The sequence below is a fragment of the Burkholderia sp. Bmkn7 genome, assembly GCF_041103175.1.
Taxonomy (GTDB): domain Bacteria; phylum Pseudomonadota; class Gammaproteobacteria; order Burkholderiales; family Burkholderiaceae; genus Burkholderia; species Burkholderia cepacia.
Genome location: NZ_JBGCUH010000001.1, coordinates 350,248 through 371,955 on the forward strand (window position 1 = coordinate 350,248; position 21,708 = coordinate 371,955).

Here is a 21,708-nt window from a genome sequence, read left to right on the forward strand (position 1 = left end):
ATCGCACCGCGCTTGCGGTGCAGCGGAACAGGATCGACCGGGCAACGGCGCGCGACGTAGCCGCGCCGTCGCCGTGCACCGCGTCAGGCGCGAACGCCGACGCGGTACTGCGTGGTCTGTCGATAGACGGCACCCGGTTGAACGATGACGGCGTCGCGCAGGCCGTCCATGTTGACCTGATCCGGAAAGCCGCCGGCTTCGACGCACAGCGCGGCGTGTCGCGCGCAGCGCGTGCCGCCGCTCACGCGCAGGCCGTCCAGGTAGTTGCCCGTATAGAGTTGCAGGCCGCGCTGATCCGTCGACACGAGCAGCTCGCGGCCGCTTTCCGGGTCGTAGATCGCCGCGACGGGCCTGAGTGCGTGCGCGCTGTCGCGCAGCACGAAACAGTGGTCGAACCCGCGCGCCCGCGCGAGCTGCGCGTGCGGCCAGTCGAGGCGCGCGCCGAGCGGTGCGCTGTGCCGGAAGTCGAACGCGGTGCCGGTCACGTCGGCGGTGCCGGTCGGGATCAGCGCGTCGTCGACTTCGAGGAACGCGTCGGCGTCGATGCTCAGCACGTGGCCGCGCACGTCGCCGCCCGTGCGGCCGCTGAGGTTGAAATAGCTGTGATTCGTCAGGTTGAGCGGCGTGGGCGCGTCGGTGACGCCGGTGTAGTCGATCGTCAGCGTGCCGTCGTCGTCGAGCGCATAACGCACCTGCACGCTCACGTTGCCCGGAAAACCCGCGTCGCCTTCCGGCGAATCGAGTTGCAGCGTCAACCCGCCGCAATCGTCGACGACGGCCCAGCGCTGCCGGTGAAAGCCATTCGCGCCGCCGTGCAGCAGATTGCCGCGCTCGTTGCGATCGAGCCGGTAGTCGACGCCATCGAGCGTGAAGCGCGCGCCGGCGATCCGGTTCGCCCAGCGGCCGACCGTCGCGCCGAGGTAGGCGCCCGATTCGACGTATTCGGCGGGCGTGTCGTGCGCGAGCACGATATCGGCGAAGCGTCCGGTGCGGTCGGGCGCGAGCCACGACACGACGGTCGCGCCGAGATCGCTGACGACGACGCGCATCCCGTGCGCGTTACGCAGCGTGTAGCGCCGCACCGCGTCGCCGTCGGGCAGCGTGCCCCACGGTTCGGAAGGGACGCGTGCGACGCCGGGCGCCGGGCGGGGAGAGTCGGTATCGATATGCATAGGTGGATTCGATGGGTAGGGCCGGCTTCAGTGCGCGGCGATCGTGCGTTCCTGGTATTCGCGCGGCGTGCATCCGAGCTCGCGGCGGAATACCGCGTACATGTACTGAAGCGACGTGAAGCCGCAGCGGATCGCGACTTCGGCGCTCGACGCCTGCCGGCCGGCAAGCAGCGCCTGCGCCGCTTCGAGCTTGTGGCGCAGGATTTCCTGGTGCACGGTGCGCTGCAGTTCGCGCCGGAAGTGTTCCTCGAGCAGCGAGCGCGACACGCCGACGTAGTCGGCGACCTGTTCCGTCTTGATGCCCTGGCACGCGTACTGGCGAATGAAGTGGCGCGCGCGCATCACGTAGGGGCTCGTGAGCGGCTGGTGGCGCGTCGATTCGAGCACGTTGATCCCGACGGGCGGCACGAGAATGCGCCGGTCGGGAAAACGCACGCCGCGCAGCATCTGGTGCAGCAGGTGCGCGGCGGTCCGGCCCATTTCCTCGGTGCCCTGGATCACGGACGACAGCGGGATGCGCGTCAGCGTGCGCGTGAGCGGATCGTTGTCGATGCCGATGATCGCGACCTGTTCGGGCACCGCGAGGCCGGCGATCAGGCAGGCCTGCAGCAGGTGCCGCGCGCGCGCGTCGGTCACCGCGATGATGCCGACGGGTTTCGGCAGCGCATGCAGCCAGCCGATCAGCTGCTCGATCGCGTGATTCCATGCCGATGCGCTCGTCGACAGCCCGCGGTAGATCGGCGCGTCGAGGCCGTCCGCGCGCGCGAGCCGGTCGAACGCCAGCTCGCGCTGCTGCGCCCAGCGGTTCTGCTGCGCGTCGGGTAGGCTGTACATCGCGAAGTGCGCGAGCCCGGCGCCGATCAGGTGCGTGTAAGCGAGCGACACGAGTTTCGCGTTGTCGGTCGCGATATACGGCACGCCGTCCGGATACTGCGCGGGATCCTCGTAGGACGAGCCGAGCGCGACGACCGGCAGCGGCGAGCCGGCGAGCGCGTCGGCGACGGCCGGATCGTCGAAGTCGGCAATGATGCCGTCGCCGTCGAAATGCTCGATGCCGGCGAGCCGGCAGCGGAAGTCGTCCTCGAGGAACAGGTCCCACACCACGCGCGTCGAGCGCAGGTACTGGCCGATGCCGCTGATGATCTCGCGGTCGTAGACCTTGTTGGCGTTGAACAGCAGCGCGATGCGGTGCGGTGTCTGGCTGGAAGGGGCGCGGGTCATCTCGGTCTCGAGGCGCGTGCCGTGCGGGGCGTCGCGCCGTTGTCTCCGGGGGCGCGGACGGTGCCGCGCGCTGGTCTGGTGTCCGGCGATTGTAGGACGGAACGCGTGCTGTGCGCAGCGCGCTGGCAAGAATCGTTAAGCATGCTGCGCAATTTCGCAATTGCGGGGGCGGGGGCGCGCGGGCACGATCCAGCCAGACCGAATTCGGCCCGCACGCCAACGCGCCGCGCGCCGCACTGCAACAAGAAACCGGACGGAGACGCCATGTCGTATTTCGAACAGATTCCCGCGATTCGCTACGAAGGTCCGCAATCGGACAACCCGCTTGCCTACCGCCATTACGACCGCACGAAGCAGGTGCTCGGCAAGACGCTCGAGGAACACTTGCGCATCGCGGTGTGCTACTGGCACACGTTCGTGTGGCCGGGGCACGACATGTTCGGCCAGGGTGCGTTCCGGCGGCCGTGGCAGCAGCCGGGCGACCCGCTCGAGCGGGCGCGGCAGAAGGCGGATGCGGCGTTCGAGTTCTTCACGAAGCTCGGCACGCCGTTCTATACGTTCCACGACACCGACGTCGCGCCGGAAGGCGACAGCCTGCGCGAGTACGTCGAGAACTTCGCGCGAATGACGGATTACCTGGGCGAGCGTCAGCAGGCCACCGGCGTGCGGCTGCTGTGGGGCACCGCGAACCTGTTCTCGCATCCGCGCTTCGCGGCGGGCGCGGCGACCAACCCGAATCCCGACGTGTTCGCGTGGGCGGCGACCCAGGTGCGCCACGCGCTCGACGCGACGCACCGGCTCGGCGGCGAGAACTACGTGCTGTGGGGCGGCCGCGAAGGCTACGAGACGCTGCTCAATACCGATCTCGTGCGCGAGCGCGAGCAGTTCGCACGCTTCCTGTCGATGGTCGTCGAGCACAAGCACCGGATCGGCTTCAAGGGCGCGCTGCTGATCGAGCCGAAGCCGCAGGAGCCGACCAAGCACCAGTACGACTACGACGTCGCGACCGTGCACGGTTTCCTCACGCAATTCGGATTGCAGAACGAGATCCGCGTGAACATCGAGGCGAACCACGCGACGCTCGCCGGCCATTCGTTCCATCACGAGATCGCAAACGCGTTCGCGCTCGGCGTGTTCGGCAGCGTCGATGCGAATCGCGGCGATCCGCAGAACGGTTGGGACACCGACCAGTTCCCGAACAGCGTCGAGGAGCTGACCCTCGCGTTCTACGAGATCCTGCGCCACGGCGGCTTCACCACCGGCGGCATGAACTTCGACGCGAAGGTGCGGCGCCAGAGCGTCGATCCGGAAGACCTGTTCCACGGCCACGTGGGCGCGATCGACGTGCTCGCGCTCGCGCTCGAGCGCGCCGCCGTGCTGGTCGCGAACGACCGGCTCGACGCGCTGCGCCGGCAGCGCTACGCGCAGTGGGACAGCGCGTTCGGCCGCGAGATCCTGTCGGGCGGCTACACGCTGGAATCGCTCGCCGCCGACGCACTCGCGCGCGGGGTGAACCCGCAGCATGCGAGCGGCGGGCAGGAGCGGCTCGAGAACATCGTGAACCAGGCCATCTACGGGCTGCGCTGACGCCATGTACATCGGAGTCGACCTCGGTACGTCGGGCGTGAAGGCCGTGCTGCTCGACCGCGACGGCGCGGTGCGGGCCAGCGCGAGCCGGCCGCTGGCGGTGAGCCGGCCGCGGCCGCGCTGGTCCGAACAGGCGCCGCGCGACTGGTGGGACGCGGCGTGCGGCGCGCTGGCGGCGCTCGTCGCCGATGCACGCGCGGCCGGCATCGATCCGCGCGCCATCGATGCGCTCGGCCTGACCGGGCAGATGCACGGCGCGACGCTGCTCGATGCGCGCGGCGACGTGCTGCGCCCCGCGATCCTGTGGAACGACGGCCGCACGGATGCGGAGTGCGCGGAACTCGAGCGGCTCGCGCCCACGCTGCGCGCCGTCGCCGGCAATCTCGCGATGCCGGGTTTTACCGCGCCGAAGCTGCTGTGGGTGCGCCGGCACGAGCCGGACGTATTCGCGCGGATCGCCCATGTGCTGTTGCCGAAGGATTATCTGCGCTACCGGTTGACCGGCGCGTTCGCGACCGATCCGTCGGATGCGGCCGGCACGCTGTGGCTCGATGTCGCGAAGCGCGATTACGACGACACGCTGCTCGCCGCATGCGGGTTGTCGCGCGCGCAGATGCCCGCCGTGTTCGAGGGCAACCGCATCACCGGCACGCTACTGCCGGCCGTTGCACGCGCGCTCGGGTTGCGCGAGATCCCGGTCGTCGCGGGTGGCGGCGACAACGCGGCCGGCGCGGTGGGTGTCGGGATCGTGCGGCCCGGCGATGCGCTGCTGTCGCTCGGTACGTCGGGCGTCTACTTCGCGGTGTCGGACGGTTTCCGCGCGAATCCGGAATCGGCGGTTCACAGTTTCTGTCACGCGTTGCCGCGCACCTGGCACCTGATGTCGGTGATGCTGAACGCGGCCGGCTGCGTCGATTTCACCGCGCAACTGGCCGGCTACGACGGCGTTGCCGCGCTGCTCGCCGACGCGGAAGCGAACGCACGCGCGGAGCGCCCGTGGTTCCTGCCTTACCTGAGCGGCGAGCGCACGCCGCACAACGACGTGAATGCGAAGGGCGTGTTCTACGGGATGACGCCCGATACGCGGCGCGCGGATCTCGCGAACGCGACGCTCGAAGGCGTCGGCTTCGCGCTGCTCGACGGGATCGACGCGCTGCATGCGGCCGGGCTCGCGCCCGACGGCATCACGGTGATCGGCGGCGGCTCGCGCAGCGCGTACTGGACGCAGATGCTGGCCGACCTGAGCGGCCGCGCGCTGACCTTGCGCGAGGGCGGCGAAGTCGGCCCGGCGCTCGGCGCCGCGCGGCTCGCGCATCTCGCGCTCGAACCGGATGCGCCGCTCGACGCGGTGTGCCCGCAGCCGCCCGTCGTCGCGGTACGGGAGCCCGACATGGCGCGCCACGCGTGGTATCGCGACGCGCGGCGGCCGACGTTTCGCGCGCTGTATCGGGCGCTCGAGCCGGTGTTTGCGACAGGCGCGTGACACGCCGCACGAAGCCGTGCCGCGCGGTGGCAAGACGATGGGCGACCGGCTTCGGCGGCTGCCCGGCGTTCGTGGAGTAGTCCAATAAAGAGAGGAATGGAGACATGAAATCCGTGAAACGTCGTACGGTATTGAGCTCGCTTGCCGGCGCCGCTGCGCTGGCGATCCTGACCCTGGGCGCACCGCTCGCGCATGCGAGCAAGGACAAGCCTGAAATCGGCTTCTGCATCGACGACCTGCGCGTCGAGCGCTGGTCGCGCGACCGCGACTATTTCGTGGCCGCCGCGACGAAGCTTGGCGCGAAGGTGTCCGTGCAGTCCGCGGACGCGAGCGAGGAGCGGCAGATCTCGCAGATCGAGAACCTGATCTCGCGCGGCGTGGACGTGATCGTGATCGTCCCGTTCAACTCGAAGACGCTCGGCAACGTGGTCGCCGAAGCGCGCAAGGCCGGCATCAAGGTGGTGTCGTACGACCGGCTGATCCTCGACGCCGACGTCGATGCCTACATCTCGTTCGACAACGAGAAGGTCGGCGAACTGCAGGCGCAGGGTGTCGTCGACGCGAAGCCGAAGGGCAACTATTTCCTGCTCGGCGGCGCGCCGACCGACAACAACGCGAAGATGCTGCGCGAAGGGCAGCTGAAGGTGCTGAAGCCGGCGATCGATCGCGGCGACATCAAGGTCGTCGGCCAGCAGTGGGTGCCGGAGTGGAGCGCGTCGACCGCGCTGCGGATCGTCGAGGATGCGCTGACCGCGAACAACAACAAGATCGACGCGATCGTCGCGTCGAACGACGGCACCGCGGGCGGCGCGATCCAGGCGCTCGCCGCGCAGCACCTGGCCGGCAAGGTGCCCGTATCCGGGCAGGACGCGGATCTCGCGGCGGTCAAGCGCGTGATCGCCGGCACGCAGACGATGACCGTCTACAAGCCGCTCAAGCTGATCGCGAGCGAAGCGGCGAAACTCGCGGTGGATCTCGCGAAGGGCACGAAACCGGCGTTCAACGCGCAATACGACAACGGCAAGAAGAAGGTCGACACGGTGCTGCTGCAGCCGACGCTGTTGACCAAGCGCAACGTCGACGTCGTCGTGAAGGACGGCTTCTATACCCAGGCGCAGCTGGCGAGCCAGTAACGGCGCGGCGCGCGGGCGGCCCACCGGTGCGTCCGCGCGCACACTGCGAGGCATGAGCGAATGACCGAACCCTTGCTGACGATGCGCGGCATCGTCAAGGAATTCGACGGCGTGAAAGCGCTCGACGGCATCGACCTGGTGGTGCGGCCCGGCGAGTGCGTGGGGCTGTGCGGCGAGAACGGCGCGGGCAAATCGACGCTGATGAAGGTGCTGTCGGGCGTGTATCCGCACGGCACGTGGGACGGCGAGATCCGCTGGGAGGGCGCGCCGCTCGTCGCGTCCGGCGTGCGCGACACCGAGCGCGCGGGCATCGTGATCATCCACCAGGAACTGATGCTCGTGCCCGAGCTGTCGGTGGCCGAGAACATCTTTCTCGGCAACGAGATCACGCTGCCGGGCGGGCGCATGAACTATGCGGCGATGGTGCAGCGTGCCGAGGCGCTGCTGCACGAACTGCGGATCGACTCGATCAACGTCGCGCAGCCGGTGATGAACTACGGCGGCGGCCACCAGCAGCTGATCGAGATCGCGAAGGCGCTGAACAAGCGCGCGAAGCTGCTGATCCTCGACGAACCGTCGTCGTCGCTGAGCGCGTCCGAAACGCGCATCCTGCTCGACATCGTGCGCGATCTGAAGCGCCGCGGCGTCGCATGCGTGTACATCTCGCACAAGCTCGACGAGGTCGAGGCGGTGTGCGACACGGTGACGGTGATCCGCGACGGCCGCCATGTCGCGACCGAGCCGATGCGCGCGCTGACGACCGAACGGATCATCGCGATGATGGTCGGCCGCGAGATTCGCGATTTGTACCCGCGCGAGCCGCACGAGATCGGCGACGTCGTGCTGGAAGCGCGCCATGTCACCTGCCGCGACGTGACGAATCCGCGCCGCAAGCGGGTGGACGACGTGTCGTTCAGCGTGCGGCGCGGCGAGATCCTCGGCGTCGCCGGGCTCGTCGGCGCGGGGCGGACCGAGCTGATGCAGGCGATCTTCGGCGCGTATCCGGGCGCGAGCACGGCGACCGTGCTGATGAACGGCCGGCCGCTGTCGATCCGCACGCCCGCCGATGCGATCCGCGCCGGTATCGCGATGGTGCCCGAGGACCGCAAGCGCCACGGCATCGTGCCGCAGCTCGGTGTCGGCCACAACATCACGCTGACGGTGCTGCGGCGCTTCGCGGCGCGCGGCCGGATCGACGCGGCCGCCGAGCTGGACGCGATCCGCACCGAGATGCAGCGGCTGTCGGTGCGTGCCGCGCATCCGTTCCTGCCGATCGCGAGCCTGTCCGGCGGCAACCAGCAGAAGGCCGTGCTCGCGAAGATGCTGCTGGCCGAGCCGCAGGTGCTGATTCTCGACGAGCCGACACGCGGCGTCGACGTGGGCGCGAAAGCGGAGATCTACCGCCTCGTGTTCGCGCTCGCGAAGCGCGGCGTCGCGCTGATCGTCGTGTCGTCGGAAATGCCCGAGGTGCTCGGGCTCGCCGATCGCGTGCTGGTGATCGGCGAAGGCGAGCTGCGCGGCGACTTCGTCAACGACGGCCTCACACAGGAACAGATCCTCGGCGCCGCGCTGAAATCCGGCCGGCGGCCGACCGAACCCATTGCAGCGAGTGCGACATGAATTCCGAACTTTCTTCCTCCACCCCGGCGACGCAGGACGCGGATGCGCGCCGTTCAAGCGGCCACGAAGCAGGGTACCCGGCCGGGCGCTCGACCGGCAGCCAGCTTCGCCAGATATTCGTGCGCTACAAGATCCTCGCACTGCTGCTCGCTGTCGCGGCGATCTGGGCGTTCTTCTCGGTGCTGACCGACGGCGCGTTCGTCACGCCGCGCAACGTGTCGAACCTGCTGCGGCAGATGTCGATCACAGGAATGCTTGCGTGCGGGATGGTGTTCGTGATCATCGCGGGCGAGATCGACCTGTCGGTCGGCTCGCTGCTCGGGCTGCTCGGCGGCGTCGCGGCGATCCTCGACGTGAACCGCCACTGGCCCGTCGCCGCGACGGTCCCGGCGGTGCTCGCGCTCGGCGTGCTGATCGGGCTCTTCAACGGCTGGTGGTCGACCTACCGGCGCGTGCCGTCGTTCATCGTCGGGCTCGGCGGGATGCTTGCGTTTCGCGGGATCCTGCTCGGCGTGACGGGCGGCTCGACGATCGCCCCGGTGTCCGACGGCTTCGTGTTCCTCGGGCAGGGCTACCTGCCGCGCGTGGCCGGCGACGGCCTCGCGCTGCTGCTGTTCGCGCTCGTCGCGCTGCTGGTCGTGCGCCAGCGCGGCACGCGGCGCCGCTACCGGCTCGCGGTCGCGCCGCTGTGGCAGGACGCCGTCAAGATCGTGGGCGCGGGGGCCGTGCTGTTCGCGTTCGTCGCGACGCTCGACCGCTACGGCGGCATCCCGGTGCCGGTGCTGTTGCTGCTCGCGCTGCTCGGCGTGTTCTCGTGGATCGCGACGCAGACCGTGTTCGGCCGGCGCATTTATGCGGTGGGCTCGAATCTCGAGGCGACGCGGCTGTCCGGCGTCGACACCGACCGCGTGAAGCTCGCGATCTTCGCGCTGATGGGCCTGATGTGCGCGTTCGCGGGCATCGTGAACACCGCGCGACTCGCGGCCGGTTCGCCGTCGGCGGGCACGATGGGCGAACTCGACGCGATCGCCGCGTGCTTCATCGGCGGCACGTCGATGCGCGGCGGCTCGGGCACCGTGTACGGCGCGCTGATCGGCGCGCTCGTGATGGCAAGCCTCGACAACGGCATGTCGATGCTCGACGTCGACGCGTACTGGCAGATGATCGTCAAGGGCGCGGTGCTGGTGCTGGCGGTGTGGATCGACGTGGTGTCGCGGTCGAACCGGCGGTGAGGCGTCGTGCGCTGGCCGCCCGTCAACGAGAGGTGGACATGAAACGGAACACGGTACCGATGCGCGGGATCTCCATGCTGACGGCGTCGCCGCTCGCGGCGCCGGCCGTCGAATACGATCGCGGGGCCGCGCTCGGCCTCGGCGATCCGCGCGACCGCCGGATCATCGCGGATGCGCTGCGCACGCTGTTGCGCGAGCGCTCGGAAGCGCTCGCGTTCGCGATGCGCGTGGCGGACGAGCATGATCGTCCGAGGCCGGACGCGAACGATTTCGCGCTGACCGACATCATCCGGCTCGCGCGCATCGTCGAGCGCGCGGAGCGATACGGCGATGCGATGAACGAGCCCGTTCCGGGCGCTGCACGCTGATACGTGAATGGCCTGGCCTCGCCGGCGCGCCGTTTGTGCGAGGTTGTGCGAGGTTGTGCGAGGTTGCGCGTTGACCGAATAATTTCGTGCTGGAAAGCGGTTGAAGCGGGCGTCGACACGATCCGTGATCACGGCCCGGCTCGCTTCGCCGTCGCGGCGGTTCGCGGCGGCGAAACCTCCCGAACGCGCGCGGCGACCGTTACGGCAGCGGTACACCCCACACCGCGCTCACGTCGCCGCCGAGCCGCCATTCGCTGAACGGGCGGCGCGGCGCGATGATCGCCGGCAGGCGGCGATCGTGAAAACGTGCGTAGTACGGCTCGACCCAGCTCAGCTCGTCGCGGAACGTCCACGGGAACAGGTCCTGCCTGACCGGCGTGATCGTCCTGAAACTGTCGGGATTTTCCACCGCGTCGATCACGAGGTTGGCGAGGCGGCCGATCGCGCCGCCGTTTTCGCGGTACAGGTCGATCTTGCGCCGTTGCACGAGTTCCGCCGCGAACACGAGCGGCAGCAGCGCGAAGGTGTGATAGTGCAGCGCGCGGTTGCCGCGCTTGACTTCCCGCGCGAGCGAACCGTCGGCGCCGATGTCGCGGATGCCTTCGCGTACCCGCAGCAGGCCGGAATCGATCAGGCTCGCGTTGTCGGTCACGGTGCCGATGGCGATCAGGTCGAGGCCCGCCCAGTACACGAGGTTGTTGTGCAGGTGGTTGATTGCTTCCGAATCGCGCGTGGCGATCGCGATGCGTTCGAGCCACGGGTCGATTGCGTTGAACTGCGCGCGGTTCGCTTCGCGCATGCCGCGCGGCATGCGCAGGATCACCATCGCGAAGTCGGTGCCGGCCCACGAACGCTCGTCATACCCTTGATAACCGGAGATCTTGCCCATCAGCGCATCCGCTTGCGCCCAGCTGTCGAGCAGGGTCAGCGCGCACGACCAGTCTGCGTGTTCCGCCGCCGCGTTCAGCTTCGCGATGAAATCGCGCATCGGCTTCACGTCGCGCGCATAACCGGTCGGGTCGTCGTAATAGCCGGGCGGATCGATCGTCCGCACCGGCGCGGGCACGTCGCATGCGCGGCTGGCGGACGCGGCGCCGAGCAGCGCGCCGACGGTGAACAACGCGACCGATAGCCTTCGGAAAGAAATGGCACGCATGCGGTCCTCGAGGGGGCGTGTTGGGGGCGTCGAGCCGGAGGCAGTCTAGCGGTTCGATCTTTCAGCGGCCTTTCCTGATGGCGGACGCTGCCGTCCGGCGCGATGTCCTGCCCGATCCGGCAGGCCGGCGGCGCGGGTCCCGGCGTCGTATGCTTTACGTTATCCTGTCGCCCTCGACCGCCAGCCCGATCCGATGAAGCGTCCGCCGTTTTCCACTCAACTCGTCATGCTCTGGGCGCTCGTCGCGACGCTCTGCGCGACGCTCGTCGCGGTCGTCTGGGTGATGGCCAGTTCCGCCGAAGGGCAGCAGATCGCCGGCGCGCGGGCCGCGGGTGAAGCGGCCTGCGAAGCGGTCGCGTCGCGCTACGATGCGTCCGCCGCGCAGGCCGGCGCGCAGCCCGATTCGGCGCTGATGCATGCGATCCTCGATATCGTCCTGGCGCGCGCGCCGGACATGGAAGGCGGTTTCTGGACGGCCGGCGGCGCACCCGCGGCGAGCGGTTTTCTTGCGTATTCCTTTCCGACTTATCAAGGCAGCGGCATCAAGCGCGACGTGCCGGACGCGGAAACGCCGCTGATTCTCCGCACGCTGCGCGCGGCCGCCGCGACGCGTGCCACGGCGTCGAATGCGGTCGAGGGCGCGCAGGATGCCGTGATCGCGGCGGCGTGTCCGGTCCGCGCCGGGTCGGGCCTGTTCGTCTGGATGCTGACGCGCGCCCGTCCGCCGCTCGGCCGGCACGGCGAGCTGCTGGCGACGGGCCTTGCGGGCGTGCTCGCGGTGATTCTCGCGATCGCGGCGGCGCTCGCCATCGCGCTGCGGCGCTGGAAAGGCAATCTCGCGCGGATCGAAGCCGGGTTGGCGCCCGACGGCCGCGCACCGCAGCTGCCGTATGTCGGCGAGCCCGATCTCGACCGGATCATCGATGCGTTCAACGCGCATGCGCGGCGCGCCGAGCAACTGCAACAGCAGGCCGCCGAACTCCGCACGCGGCTCGCACAGGCGGAACGCTTCGGGATGCTCGGCAAACTGGCCGCGCAGGTCGCGCACGAGATTCGCAACCCGATGGGCGCGATGCGGCTGAAAGCCGAAAACGCGCTGGCCGGCGACAGCCGACGCCAGCAGGACGCGCTGCGCGTGATCCTGGCGCAGATCGAACGCATCGATGCGCAACTGTCGGGCCTGCTCGCGCTGACGCAGCCGGTCAGCCCGCATGCGACGCGCGTCGACGTCGACGCGTGGCTCGCGCAGGTCGTCGACACGCACCGCGAGTTGGCGCAGCGGCAGGCGATCGATCTCGCATGGCTGCCCGGCGAGCAGGGCGAACGCCTTGCGCAGCCCGCCGCGTTCCCCATGTTCGATCCCGACCAGATGCGTCGCGCGCTCGACAACCTGTTGCTCAACGCGCTGCGCCATGCTGGCGACGGCGGTGCGGTCACGCTCGCCGCCGCGCGTCGCACGTTCGGCGGACGCGACTGGCTGCGGATCACCGTGTCGGATACCGGCCCCGGGGTTCCCGCCGAACAGCGCGAGCGGATTTTCGAGCCGTTCGTGACGGGGCGGGCGGACGGCACCGGCCTCGGTCTTGCCGTCGTCCGCGAAGTTGCCGCGGCGCATGGCGGCCAGGCCTGGCTCGACGACGTTCCGCACGGCGCATCCTTCGTCATTGAAATCCCATGGCAACCATCCTCATAGTCGACGACGACGCGGCATTTCGCGACGGCCTGGCCGAGACGCTCGCCGATCTCGGTCATCGGGTCGTCGAAGCCGGAGCGGGGCGCGCGGCGTTGAGCGCGCTGCGCGACGGCGGCCGCGTCGACTGCATCTTTCTGGATTTCCGCTTGCCGGACCTCGACGGGCTCGCGGTGCTCGCGCAACTGCGCGACGATCCGGCGCTGTCCGCGATCCCCGTCGTGATGCTGACCGCGCATGCGACCAGCGACAACACGATCGACGCGATGCGGCTCGGCGCGTTCGATCACCTGACCAAGCCGATCGGGCGTCGCGACATCGCGCAACTGCTCGCGCGCGTCGTTTCCGCGAACGCGCCGCCGGCGGCCGTCGAGCCGCACGATGGCGGGTTTGCGCGCGAACCCGCATCGGCCCGCCCCAGGCTGCTGGGCGTGAGCGCCGCGATGCGCGACGTGCAGAAGCAGATCGGCCGGGCCGCGACGAGCGACGCGACCGTGCTCGTCACCGGCGAGACGGGCACCGGCAAGGAAGTGGCGGCGCGCGTGCTGCATGCCGCGTCGACGCGGCATGCCGGGCCGTTCGTCGCGGTCAACTGCGCGGCGATTCCGGCCGACCTGCTCGAAAGCGAACTGTTCGGGCATCGACGCGGCGCGTTTACGGGGGCGCACGTCGATCGCGCCGGGCGGCTCGTCGAAGCCGACGGCGGCACGCTGTTTCTCGACGAGATCGGCGACATGCCCACCGCCATGCAGGCCAAGCTGTTGCGCGCGCTGCAGGAGCGCGAGGTGACGCCGCTCGGTGCGGATCGTCCGACGGCGATCGACATCCGGGTGGTGGCCGCGACGCACCGCGATCTCGCCGAGGCCGTCGCGAACGGCACGTTTCGCGAAGACCTGTTCTACCGGCTGAACGTGATTCCGCTGCACCTGCCGCCGCTCGCGGATCGCGTGGCCGACATCCTGCCGCTGGCCGCGCATTTCCTGGCATGCGCGGCAGGCGCGCGCCCGTTGCACCTGACGAACGACGCACAGCGGGCGTTGCTCGATCATCGCTGGCCCGGCAACGTGCGTGAGCTGCGCAACGTGATGGAGCGGGCGGCCGCGCTGGCGCCCGGGCCCGCCATCGGCGCGGCCGATCTCGGGCTCGGCGTCGTGCCGGGGCTTGCGTCCGGCGGCGACACGCTCGCGCTGCCTGCGCCGCTGTTCGACATGCCGTTGCCCGACGCGCTGGCGGCGGTCGAGCGCGCCGCGATCCTGCGCGCGCTCGAGCGCGCGAACGGCAATCGCGCGGAGGCGGCACGGCAGCTCGGCATCGGCCGTCAGTCGCTCTATGCGCGCATGGCCCATCTGGGTATCGAGCGCGACGACTAGCGGCGCCATGACGCCTGTCGGGATTCCCGACAACCGCGGGTAAAACGTGTCGGGAATCCCGACACGTGTTGCGCGGTTCATCGTTCTATACGCGGCCCGGCGGGCACATGCGTGCTGGCACGCGTGTTGCAGATATCACGGCATCGCAACCCGTTGCCGGAGCCCGCCATGAAGTCGACCCCACGCGCCGCGCGTTCGCGGCCACCGCACCGCGTCGCCGTTCGCCGCAGCTGTGCCGGACTGTGTGCCGCCGCGCTGATCGCCGCGGCGACCGCCTGCGCCGCGCAGATTCCACCCCCGCCGCGTGCGGACGAACCGCCCGGTGCGCCGCCGCGCGCCGGTTTCGAACCGGCTTCTCTTCCGCCTCCGCCGCTGTCGCCGGCCGCCTCCGACACACTCGTGTCCGGCACGCTTTCGCGCCTGACGATCAACCCGGAAGGCGCGGTCGACGGTTTCGTGCTGACCGACGGGACGCTCGTCGGCGTGCCGCCGCATCTCGGCACGCAGCTGATCGCGCTCGCGCGGCCGGGCGACCGGGTAACGGTGGCCGGCGAACGTCGCGTCGGCGACGACATCCACGCGCGCGTAGTGCGCAACGACCGCAGCGGCGCATCGTTGTCCGACCAGCCGCCGCCATCCGCCGCACCGATGCCGCCCGCGCTGCGCGGCGTCAATCTGGCCCGCCTCAGCGTGTCGGGTGTCGTGCGGCGCGTCACGCGCGCGCCACGCGGCGAGCCGGACGGCGTGATGCTCGACAGCGGCGCGATCGTCAAGCTGACGGTGCCGGCCGCCCAGCAGTTCGGCGCGCTGCTCGTACCCGGCGCGCGCGTTGCCGCGGTCGGATACGGCACGCGCAATGCCTACGGTGAAGCGCTGCAGGCCACCGCATTCGGCTCGCCGGGCCGCGTCGTGAATCTTTATGACGACGTCGTGCGCTGATCGCGCGTCGTCTTCCTGCCATCCCACAAGGAGTCCTGCCATGCACTGGATCGATCCCGCCTGCCTGCCCGAAACGCGCGGCCGCGTCACACAGTTCCTGCTCAACCCGCACGGGGACATCGACGGCCTGATCCTGAACGGCGACCTGCAGGTTCACGTGCCGCCGCACCTGGGCCGCGAACTGGTTCGCCATGTCGAGGTGGGCGACCGCATCCGCGTGCGCGGCGTCAAGTCGCGCGGCGCCGCGATGATCGTGGCGGTGCAGCTGACCGGGCGCCACGGCGTCGACATCGTCGACAACGGGCCCGTGCCCGGTGCGCCTAAGCCGCCGCATGGCGGCCGCAAGCTGATGGAGATGAGCGGCGAAGTCGCGTTCGCGCTGCACGGCCCGAAAGGCGAGCTGAACGGCGCGTTGCTGACGAACGGTGTCGTGCTGCGGATGCCGCCGCATGCGGCAGCCGAGCTGAGCGACTATGTGCGCGCCGGTATCCACGTCATGGCGTGGGGGCAAGGCGTCGTCACGCGGTACGGCGCGGTGCTCGAAGTGAGCGAGATCGCCGAGCTCGTCGATGCGGACGACGAATGACTGCCCGTCGACGATGAGAGCGGCGCGCGCGCTCGAGGCGCTCAATTTCTTCCTGGCCGACGTGCAGGCCGGCATCGGCCCGTTCGTCGGCGTGATCCTGCTGTCGCGCGGCTGGAGCGCCGACGCGATCGGCTCGGTCATGACGCTGGCCGGGCTCGCCGCGATGGCCGCGACGCCGCCGGCCGGCGCGCTCGTCGATGCGCTGCGCGCGAAGCGCGCGCTGATCGTCACGGCCACCGCCGTGACGGCGCTGGCGTCGCTCGCGCTGATGTTCGCCGACGGTTATCCGGCGGTGGCGGCGTCGCAGATCCTGGCCGCCGTCGGCGGCGCGGCGCTGGCGCCGGCCGTCGCGGGCGTGACGCTCGGCATCGCGCGCCGGCAGGGTTTCGACCGGCAGTTCGGCCGCAACCAGATGGCGAACCATGCGGGCAACGTGGTGGGTGCGGCGCTCGCCGGATGGCTCGGCTGGCATGCGGGCTTCGACGCGGTGTTCGCGCTCGTCGCCGTGTTCACGCTCCTCGCGATCGCGAGTACGTTGGCGATTCCCGCGCGGGCCATCGACCACGCTTGCGCACGCGGCCTCGACAGGGACCCTGTCGAGCCGCGAACGCATGCCGTGCGCGATGATCCGTCCATGGGCGCGTCGGCGCCGCCCGCCGGCGGCTTGCGCACGCTCGCCTCGAACCGGCCGCTGGTCCTGCTCGGCGCGTCGCTCGCGCTGTTTCATCTCGGCAACGCGGCGATGCTGCCGCTCTACGGAATGGGCGTGGTCGCCACGCATCGCAGCAACGCGAGCATGTTCACCGCGCAAACCATCGTCATCGCACAGCTCGTGATGATCGCGGCCGCATGGGTCGCGCCCCGGCTGATTCGCGCGCACGGTTATTGGCGCGTGCTGCTGCTTTCCTACCTGGTGTTGCCGGTGCGGGGCGTGCTTGCCGCCGTGCTGATGAGCGAGGCGGGCGTCTGGCCGGTGCAGGTGCTCGACGGCATCGGTGCCGGCCTGCAAAGCGTCGTCGTGCCGGCGCTCGTCGTGCGCCTGCTGCACGGCTCCGGCCGCGTGAACGCCGGGCAGGGCGCCGTTGCGACCGCGCAGGGGATCGGCGCGGCGCTCAGTCCCGTGCTGGGCGGCGTGCTCGCGCAGCACTTCGGTTATCCGGTCGCATTCGTCGTGCTGGGCGCCGTGTCGACGGGCGCGCTCGCGCTCTGGCTCGGCCATGCGCGAGCGCTGAGCAGCGTGTGCGGCAAGCCGGCCGACCTGCCGGCCGCGCCGTCATGAACGTGCTTTCCTTCTCCCTGCGATTCCCGACCTGCCCATGAATTCCGTTTCACTTGCATGGCTGATTTCCGCGCTCGCCACGGCGGGCGTCATCGCCCGCCCGTTCGGCTGGCCCGAGGCAACCTGGGCCGTGAGCGGCGCGTTGCTGCTGGTCGTGTGCGGCCTGTTGCCCGTGCATCCGGCGCTCGATGCCGTCGCGAAGGGCGGCGACGTGTACCTGTTCCTGACCGGCATGATGCTGCTGTCGGAGGTCGCGCGGCGCGAAGGGCTGTTCGACTGGGTCGCGACGCGCGTCGTCAATCTCGCGCAGGGTTCGCCCCGGCGCCTGTTCGCGCTCGTCTACCTGGTGGGCACCGTGACGACGGTCTTCCTGTCGAACGATGCGACCGCCGTCGTGCTGACGCCCGCGGTCATCGCGGCCGCGCGCCGGGCGAAGGCCGATCCGCTGCCGCTGCTGTACATCTGCGCGTTCGTCGCGAACGCGGCGAGTTTCGTGCTGCCGATCTCGAACCCCGCGAATCTCGTGCTGTACGGCGCGCGCATGCCGTCGCTCGGCGTATGGCTCGCCCACTTCGCGATCCCGTCCGTCGCATCGATCGCATGCACGTTCCTGATGCTTCGGATGACCCAGCGGCACGCGCTCGGCGGCCGTTGCGAATCCGGTTTGCCGACCCGGCCGCTCACCGGCGGCGGGCGTATCGCGCTGGCCGGCATCGCGATCACGGCCGCCGCGCTGATGACGGTGTCGGCGCTCGATCTTCCGCTCGGGTTGCCGACCGCGGCGGCCGGTATCGTCACCGTCGCATGCGTGCTGGTCAAGGATCGCACCGCGTGCATGCCGATCGTTCGCGCGATTTCATGGAGCGTGTTGCCGCTCGTCGCGGGGCTGTTCGTACTCGTCGAGGCGCTCGACCGGAGCGGAGCGGTGCGTGCGCTCGCCGGGCTGCTGCGCGCGCTGACGGCAAGCGGCGAGCAGGCCGCCGCGGCCGCGGCGGGCGTTGCGATCGCGCTGGCGTCGAACCTGGTCAACAACCTGCCTGCCGGGCTCATCGCGAGTTCGACGGTCGACGCCGCACGCAGCCCGCAAACGGTGATCGACGCGATCCTGATCGGCGTCGACCTGGGGCCGAACCTGTCCGTCACCGGATCGCTCGCGACGATTCTGTGGCTCGCGGCCATCCGGCGCGAAGGGTTGCAGGTCGGGTTCGGCGCGTTCCTCGCGGTCGGCGCGTGCGTGATGTTGCCGGCCTTGCTGCTCGCGCTGGCGGCGCGGCTCGTGCTCGGCGCGTGAAGCGCATGAAGCACGGCGCCGGCCGGCCAACCCCCGCTAGAACGTATAGGCGAGCGACGCGAACAGGCTGCGCGGCGCGCCCGGCGTGACCCACAGGCTGTTGTAGGAGCTGACGTAGGTGGTGCGATTGAACAGGTTGTTCAGCACGACCGACGCACGCAGGTGCTTGTTGACCTGCACATAGCCGTTCAGCTGCACGGTCGCATAGGCCGGCAGCTCGAACCCGTCCTGCGTGTTCGCGGTATTGCCGGCCCGGCGCCCGACGTAGATCAGGCCGGCGCCGGCACCGGCCTTGTCCGCGAACGGTACCGCGGTTTCGTACAGGAGCAGCGCGCTGCCGCTCAGGCGCGGAATGTCGACGAGGCGTGCGCCGGGTGTCAGCACCGCGTCGTGCGTGACTTCGGCGTCGACGTACGCAAGGTTGACGAGGCCGCGCACGCCGTGGCCGAGATCGCCGTTCCATTCGAATTCGACGCCGCGGCTGCGCACCTCGCCGGCCGCGCGCGAGAAACCGGCGTTCGCCGGATCGGCGGTCAGCACGTTGCGCTTGTTGACGTAGAACGCCGCGACGGTCGCGAGCCAGCGCGCGCCGGCCCATTTCGCGCCGGCTTCGTAGCCGTGCCCCTTCTCCGGATCGAACGCGTTGCCGTTGACGTCGGCGCCGTTGTTCGGCCGGAACGAATACGCGGTGTTCGCATAGAGCGACAGGGCGGGGCTCATCTCGTACACGATGCCGATGCGCGGACTCAACGCGGTCTGCACCTGGCTGCTCGTCGTGCCTTTCAGGCGGTTCTCGACCGACTGGTGGAAGCGATCCCAGCGCAGCCCGGCGAGGATTTTCCAGTGCGGCCCGAACGCGAGCGTGTCCTGCGCGTAGAGCCCCTGGCCGTCGTCGCGCTCGAGCAGGTTAGTCGCGGTGCGCGGTGTGGGCGCCGGCTGGCCGTAGACGGGATCGAAGATGTCGATCGCATACGGCGCGGCGGCCGTGGGCGTCGAGCGCGCGACGAACTGGTCGTAGTTGAAGCGGTATGCATCGACGCCCAGCACGAGCGTGTGGCCGATGCCGCCGGTGCTGAACTTGCCGGCCGTTTCGATGCGGCCCTGCAGGTCGTTCGAATGAAACGCGACTTGCCGGTAGCGGCGCCACAGCGTGCGGCCGTCCGGCTGCAGCGCGAATGCCTCGGACGAGCGCCCCGTCAGGTCGGTGTTGCGTTGCGCGACGCCAGCATTGATCGACCAGCTTGAATCGATGCGATGCTCGAGCGTGAACTGGTGGCCCGTGTTGCGCACGTCGTAGTCGCCGTCGCGCGGCTCGCCGAGGAAGCGCGACGCGGGGATCACGCCGAGCTGCCCGCCCACCGCGACCACGCCGCGATCGAGCGGCGCGCGCTGGCGCGCACTCTCGAATTCGTAATGAAGCGTCGTGTCCGCACCGATGTCCCACGTGAACGACGGTGCGAACAGGTAGCGTTTGCTCGACACGGTATCGCGGAAGCTGCCGTTGTTCTCGTTCATTGCAACGAAGCGGTATGCGAGCGACTTCGTCACGGGGCCCGTCGAATCGAGTGTCTGGCGCAACGCGCCGTAGCTGCCGGCGGACACGCCGATGGTGTTCGCGCGAGCGAACTGCGGCTGCTTCGTCGTATAGCTGATGATCCCGCCCGGATCGCCGCGGCCGTACAGCGCGGACGCCGGCCCCTTGAGCACTTCCATGCGCTCGAGGTTGACGGTGTCGCGCGGCACGCTCATCCCGCGATTCCACGAAAAGCCGTTGACGAGGTAGTCGGTGCCGGACGTGTTGCCGTCGCCGGCGAAGCCGCGCACCGCGTAGTTGTCCCAAAGACCGCCGAAGTTGTTCTGCCGCGCGACGCCCGCGACCCAGTCGTACAGGTCCTCGCCGCGCGTCGCGGCGACCGTGCGCACGAGTTTCGCATCGACGCTGCTGACCGCGAACGGGATCTCCATCACGTCCGCGTCGCCGCGCGTCGCGCTCGTCGAGTCGCGTGTGCGAAACGGCGCGCTCGCGCGCTGCCCCGAGATCTCGATGGTCGGCAGCGTCGCCTCCTGCGCGTCGGCCGTGCCCATGCCGGCCGTGCCGACGACGATGGCCATCGGTGCGGCCGCCCAGTTCCTCCTGCTCATACCTCTCCCTTTCGTGTCGTTCGCGTTCGGGCACGGCAGGCGGCCTTGCGCCGACATCTGTGTTCCAAACAGTACATTTGCGCGGCAATTTAATGCAAATGAGAGGCATTTGCAATCGTAATTTTGAGGATTGGGGCGGGGAGCGAAACGGTGGGCCGCACGGACGCGATCGAGGGGATGTGGGGAGGCTTGAATTCCGGAATTCGGTATTGACTGACTGGCAGCGACGGGGCATATCAACCCCGGGCTTGCCGCCGAACGCACCCCGCAGCAAATATTTGCTCGGGCGGCGCGCCCATCCCTTAGTTGGCCGGGTGATTGCGCGACGGCGAGACTTTCCCCGCGACCGCACGGGGCGCGGGGCCGGTCGATTGTCGAATGACGAGTTCGGCGGGCAGCACGATGCGAGGGGCCACCGATTCGTTGCTGTCGATTTGTGCCATCAGCGTGTTGACTGCGGCGCGTCCCATCGGCGCGAACGGTTGGCGTATCGTCGTGAGCGGCGGATGGACCTGGGAGGCCATCGGAATGTCGTCGAAGCCGATCACGGAGACGTCGTGAGGGACTTTCAGGCCCGCTTCCCGTGCCGCCGCGATGACGCCAAACGCGCTCAGGTCGTTCGCCGCGAAGATCGCGGTCGGGCGTTCCGGTAGCGCAAGCAATTGCGATGCCGCGTCGAACGCCTTCATCTGTGACAGATCGCCCTGCGCGATCAAGCCGGGATCGTCGGCCAGACGGAATCGCGCGACCGCATCGAGATAGCCGCGCCGCCGGTCGCGCACGCCTTCGATGGACTCGTCGCCGCCGATGAACGCGACGCGCGTATGCCCGAGTTCCGCCAGATGTTCGACTGCGCGCAATGCGCCGCCATAGTTGTCGACGGAGATGGACGGAAATCCCGCGAGCGCGCCGCGCTGGTCGATGACGACGACCGGGACGTTCGCGGCGGCGAGCGCGTCGAAGTAGATCGAATCGCGCGGCAGGATGGCGACGACGCCGTCAGTGAACTGCTTCATCAACCCCAGCACGGACTGATGCGAATGACGGTCTTCGTCGAATACCGTGTACACGAAGGTCTCGTACCCGGCTACCCGCGCGGCGCGCCCCACGCCGATGATCAGTTCACCGACGAATTCGTTGTCGAGCGTGGGCGTCACGATCCCGATGATGCCATTGCGTCCGCCGGACAGCTTCTGCGCGCTGCGGTTGACGACGTACCCGATGTTCGCCGCGACTCTCAATATTTCCTCGCGCGTTTCCTGCGAAACGCCCGGGCGGTCATTGAGCGCCCGCGATGCGGTCATCTGTGACACGCCCGCGATACGCGCGACATGGGCGAGAGTGGGATTCTGTTTGCTCATTGGCGAGGTCGTGCGGTCGAGGGCGGCCATCCGAGCCCCACGCGTGCCGCAATGGATGATAGCGATAACGTCCGGTTT

Annotated in this window: 17 protein-coding genes; 12 read left to right on the forward strand and 5 right to left on the reverse strand. The window is 69.5% G+C overall.

Translation table 11 applies throughout. The features are described 5' to 3' along the window. Positions 1 to 83: 83 nt before the first annotated feature. Together AB3K92_RS01545 and AB3K92_RS01550 are read right to left on the reverse strand one after the other, a co-directional pair. A complete protein-coding gene (locus AB3K92_RS01545) occupies positions 84 to 1,172 on the reverse strand; it encodes an aldose epimerase family protein (RefSeq protein WP_301853489.1) in 1,089 nt (362 codons plus the stop codon). 27 nt (positions 1,173 to 1,199) lie between these two features. Continuing rightward, positions 1,200 to 2,393, reverse strand: a complete 1,194-nt coding sequence (locus AB3K92_RS01550) for a DNA-binding transcriptional regulator (RefSeq protein ID WP_021164181.1) — start codon at positions 2,391 to 2,393, stop codon at positions 1,200 to 1,202. 264 nt (positions 2,394 to 2,657) lie between these two features. Between AB3K92_RS01550 and xylA the strand changes: the two genes are divergently transcribed. The 6 genes from xylA (at position 2,658) to AB3K92_RS01580 (ending at position 9,816) form a co-directional block, all read left to right on the forward strand. After that, complete coding sequence (xylA, locus tag AB3K92_RS01555) at positions 2,658 to 3,980, forward strand: xylose isomerase (RefSeq protein WP_048027433.1); 1,323 nt, start codon at positions 2,658 to 2,660, stop codon at positions 3,978 to 3,980. A gap of 4 nt (positions 3,981 to 3,984) precedes the next feature. After that, on the forward strand, positions 3,985 to 5,463 hold the full coding sequence (gene xylB, locus AB3K92_RS01560; RefSeq protein ID WP_301853488.1) for a xylulokinase: 1,479 nt from the start codon (positions 3,985 to 3,987) through the stop codon (positions 5,461 to 5,463). Positions 5,464 to 5,567: 104 nt separating this feature from the next. Then, on the forward strand, positions 5,568 to 6,596 hold the full coding sequence (gene xylF, locus AB3K92_RS01565) for a D-xylose ABC transporter substrate-binding protein (RefSeq protein WP_021163238.1): 1,029 nt from the start codon (positions 5,568 to 5,570) through the stop codon (positions 6,594 to 6,596). Positions 6,597 to 6,656: 60 nt separating this feature from the next. Next, a complete protein-coding gene (gene xylG / locus AB3K92_RS01570) occupies positions 6,657 to 8,216 on the forward strand; it encodes a D-xylose ABC transporter ATP-binding protein (RefSeq protein ID WP_301853486.1) in 1,560 nt (519 codons plus the stop codon). After that, on the forward strand, positions 8,213 to 9,448 hold the full coding sequence (locus tag AB3K92_RS01575; RefSeq protein WP_301853484.1) for a sugar ABC transporter permease: 1,236 nt from the start codon (positions 8,213 to 8,215) through the stop codon (positions 9,446 to 9,448). Before xylG ends, AB3K92_RS01575 begins: the two co-directional genes overlap by 4 nt. Positions 9,449 to 9,486: 38 nt before the next feature. Continuing rightward, positions 9,487 to 9,816 (forward strand): hypothetical protein, encoded by a 330-nt coding sequence (locus AB3K92_RS01580; RefSeq protein ID WP_021163235.1) that lies wholly within the window; start codon positions 9,487 to 9,489, stop codon positions 9,814 to 9,816. Positions 9,817 to 10,015: 199 nt separating this feature from the next. On the opposite strand, the gene AB3K92_RS01585 is transcribed toward AB3K92_RS01580, so the two are convergent. Further along, positions 10,016 to 10,972 carry a mannuronate-specific alginate lyase gene (locus AB3K92_RS01585; protein ID WP_369464362.1) on the reverse strand — a complete coding sequence of 319 codons (957 nt, stop codon included), beginning with the start codon at positions 10,970 to 10,972 and terminating at the stop codon, positions 10,016 to 10,018. 193 nt (positions 10,973 to 11,165) lie between these two features. Between AB3K92_RS01585 and AB3K92_RS01590 the strand changes: the two genes are divergently transcribed. From AB3K92_RS01590 to AB3K92_RS01615, 6 genes are all read left to right on the forward strand, one after another. Continuing rightward, on the forward strand, positions 11,166 to 12,665 hold the full coding sequence (locus AB3K92_RS01590) for a PAS domain-containing sensor histidine kinase (RefSeq protein WP_048027424.1): 1,500 nt from the start codon (positions 11,166 to 11,168) through the stop codon (positions 12,663 to 12,665). Next, positions 12,647 to 14,032 carry a sigma-54 dependent transcriptional regulator gene (locus tag AB3K92_RS01595; protein WP_301853481.1) on the forward strand — a complete coding sequence of 462 codons (1,386 nt, stop codon included), beginning with the start codon at positions 12,647 to 12,649 and terminating at the stop codon, positions 14,030 to 14,032. The genes AB3K92_RS01590 and AB3K92_RS01595 overlap by 19 nt, the downstream gene beginning before the upstream one ends. A gap of 399 nt (positions 14,033 to 14,431) precedes the next feature. Then, positions 14,432 to 14,971, forward strand: coding sequence for a hypothetical protein (locus AB3K92_RS01600; protein WP_226193319.1), 540 nt, complete (start codon positions 14,432 to 14,434; stop codon positions 14,969 to 14,971). Between the two features lie 40 nt (positions 14,972 to 15,011). Then, on the forward strand, positions 15,012 to 15,557 hold the full coding sequence (locus AB3K92_RS01605) for a hypothetical protein (protein ID WP_124475443.1): 546 nt from the start codon (positions 15,012 to 15,014) through the stop codon (positions 15,555 to 15,557). A gap of 13 nt (positions 15,558 to 15,570) precedes the next feature. Beyond that, positions 15,571 to 16,836: an MFS transporter gene (locus AB3K92_RS01610; RefSeq protein ID WP_301853511.1), complete on the forward strand. Its 1,266-nt coding sequence runs from the start codon at positions 15,571 to 15,573 to the stop codon at positions 16,834 to 16,836. A gap of 37 nt (positions 16,837 to 16,873) precedes the next feature. Then, a complete protein-coding gene (locus AB3K92_RS01615; protein ID WP_059492910.1) occupies positions 16,874 to 18,127 on the forward strand; it encodes an arsenic transporter in 1,254 nt (417 codons plus the stop codon). Between the two features lie 36 nt (positions 18,128 to 18,163). Here the strand turns inward: AB3K92_RS01615 and AB3K92_RS01620 are convergent, their stop codons facing one another. Further along, positions 18,164 to 20,269 carry a TonB-dependent siderophore receptor gene (locus AB3K92_RS01620; protein ID WP_301853479.1) on the reverse strand — a complete coding sequence of 702 codons (2,106 nt, stop codon included), beginning with the start codon at positions 20,267 to 20,269 and terminating at the stop codon, positions 18,164 to 18,166. 302 nt (positions 20,270 to 20,571) lie between these two features. Further along, positions 20,572 to 21,630 (reverse strand): LacI family DNA-binding transcriptional regulator, encoded by a 1,059-nt coding sequence (locus tag AB3K92_RS01625; protein WP_051392377.1) that lies wholly within the window; start codon positions 21,628 to 21,630, stop codon positions 20,572 to 20,574. Between the last annotated feature and the right edge of the window lie 78 nt (positions 21,631 to 21,708).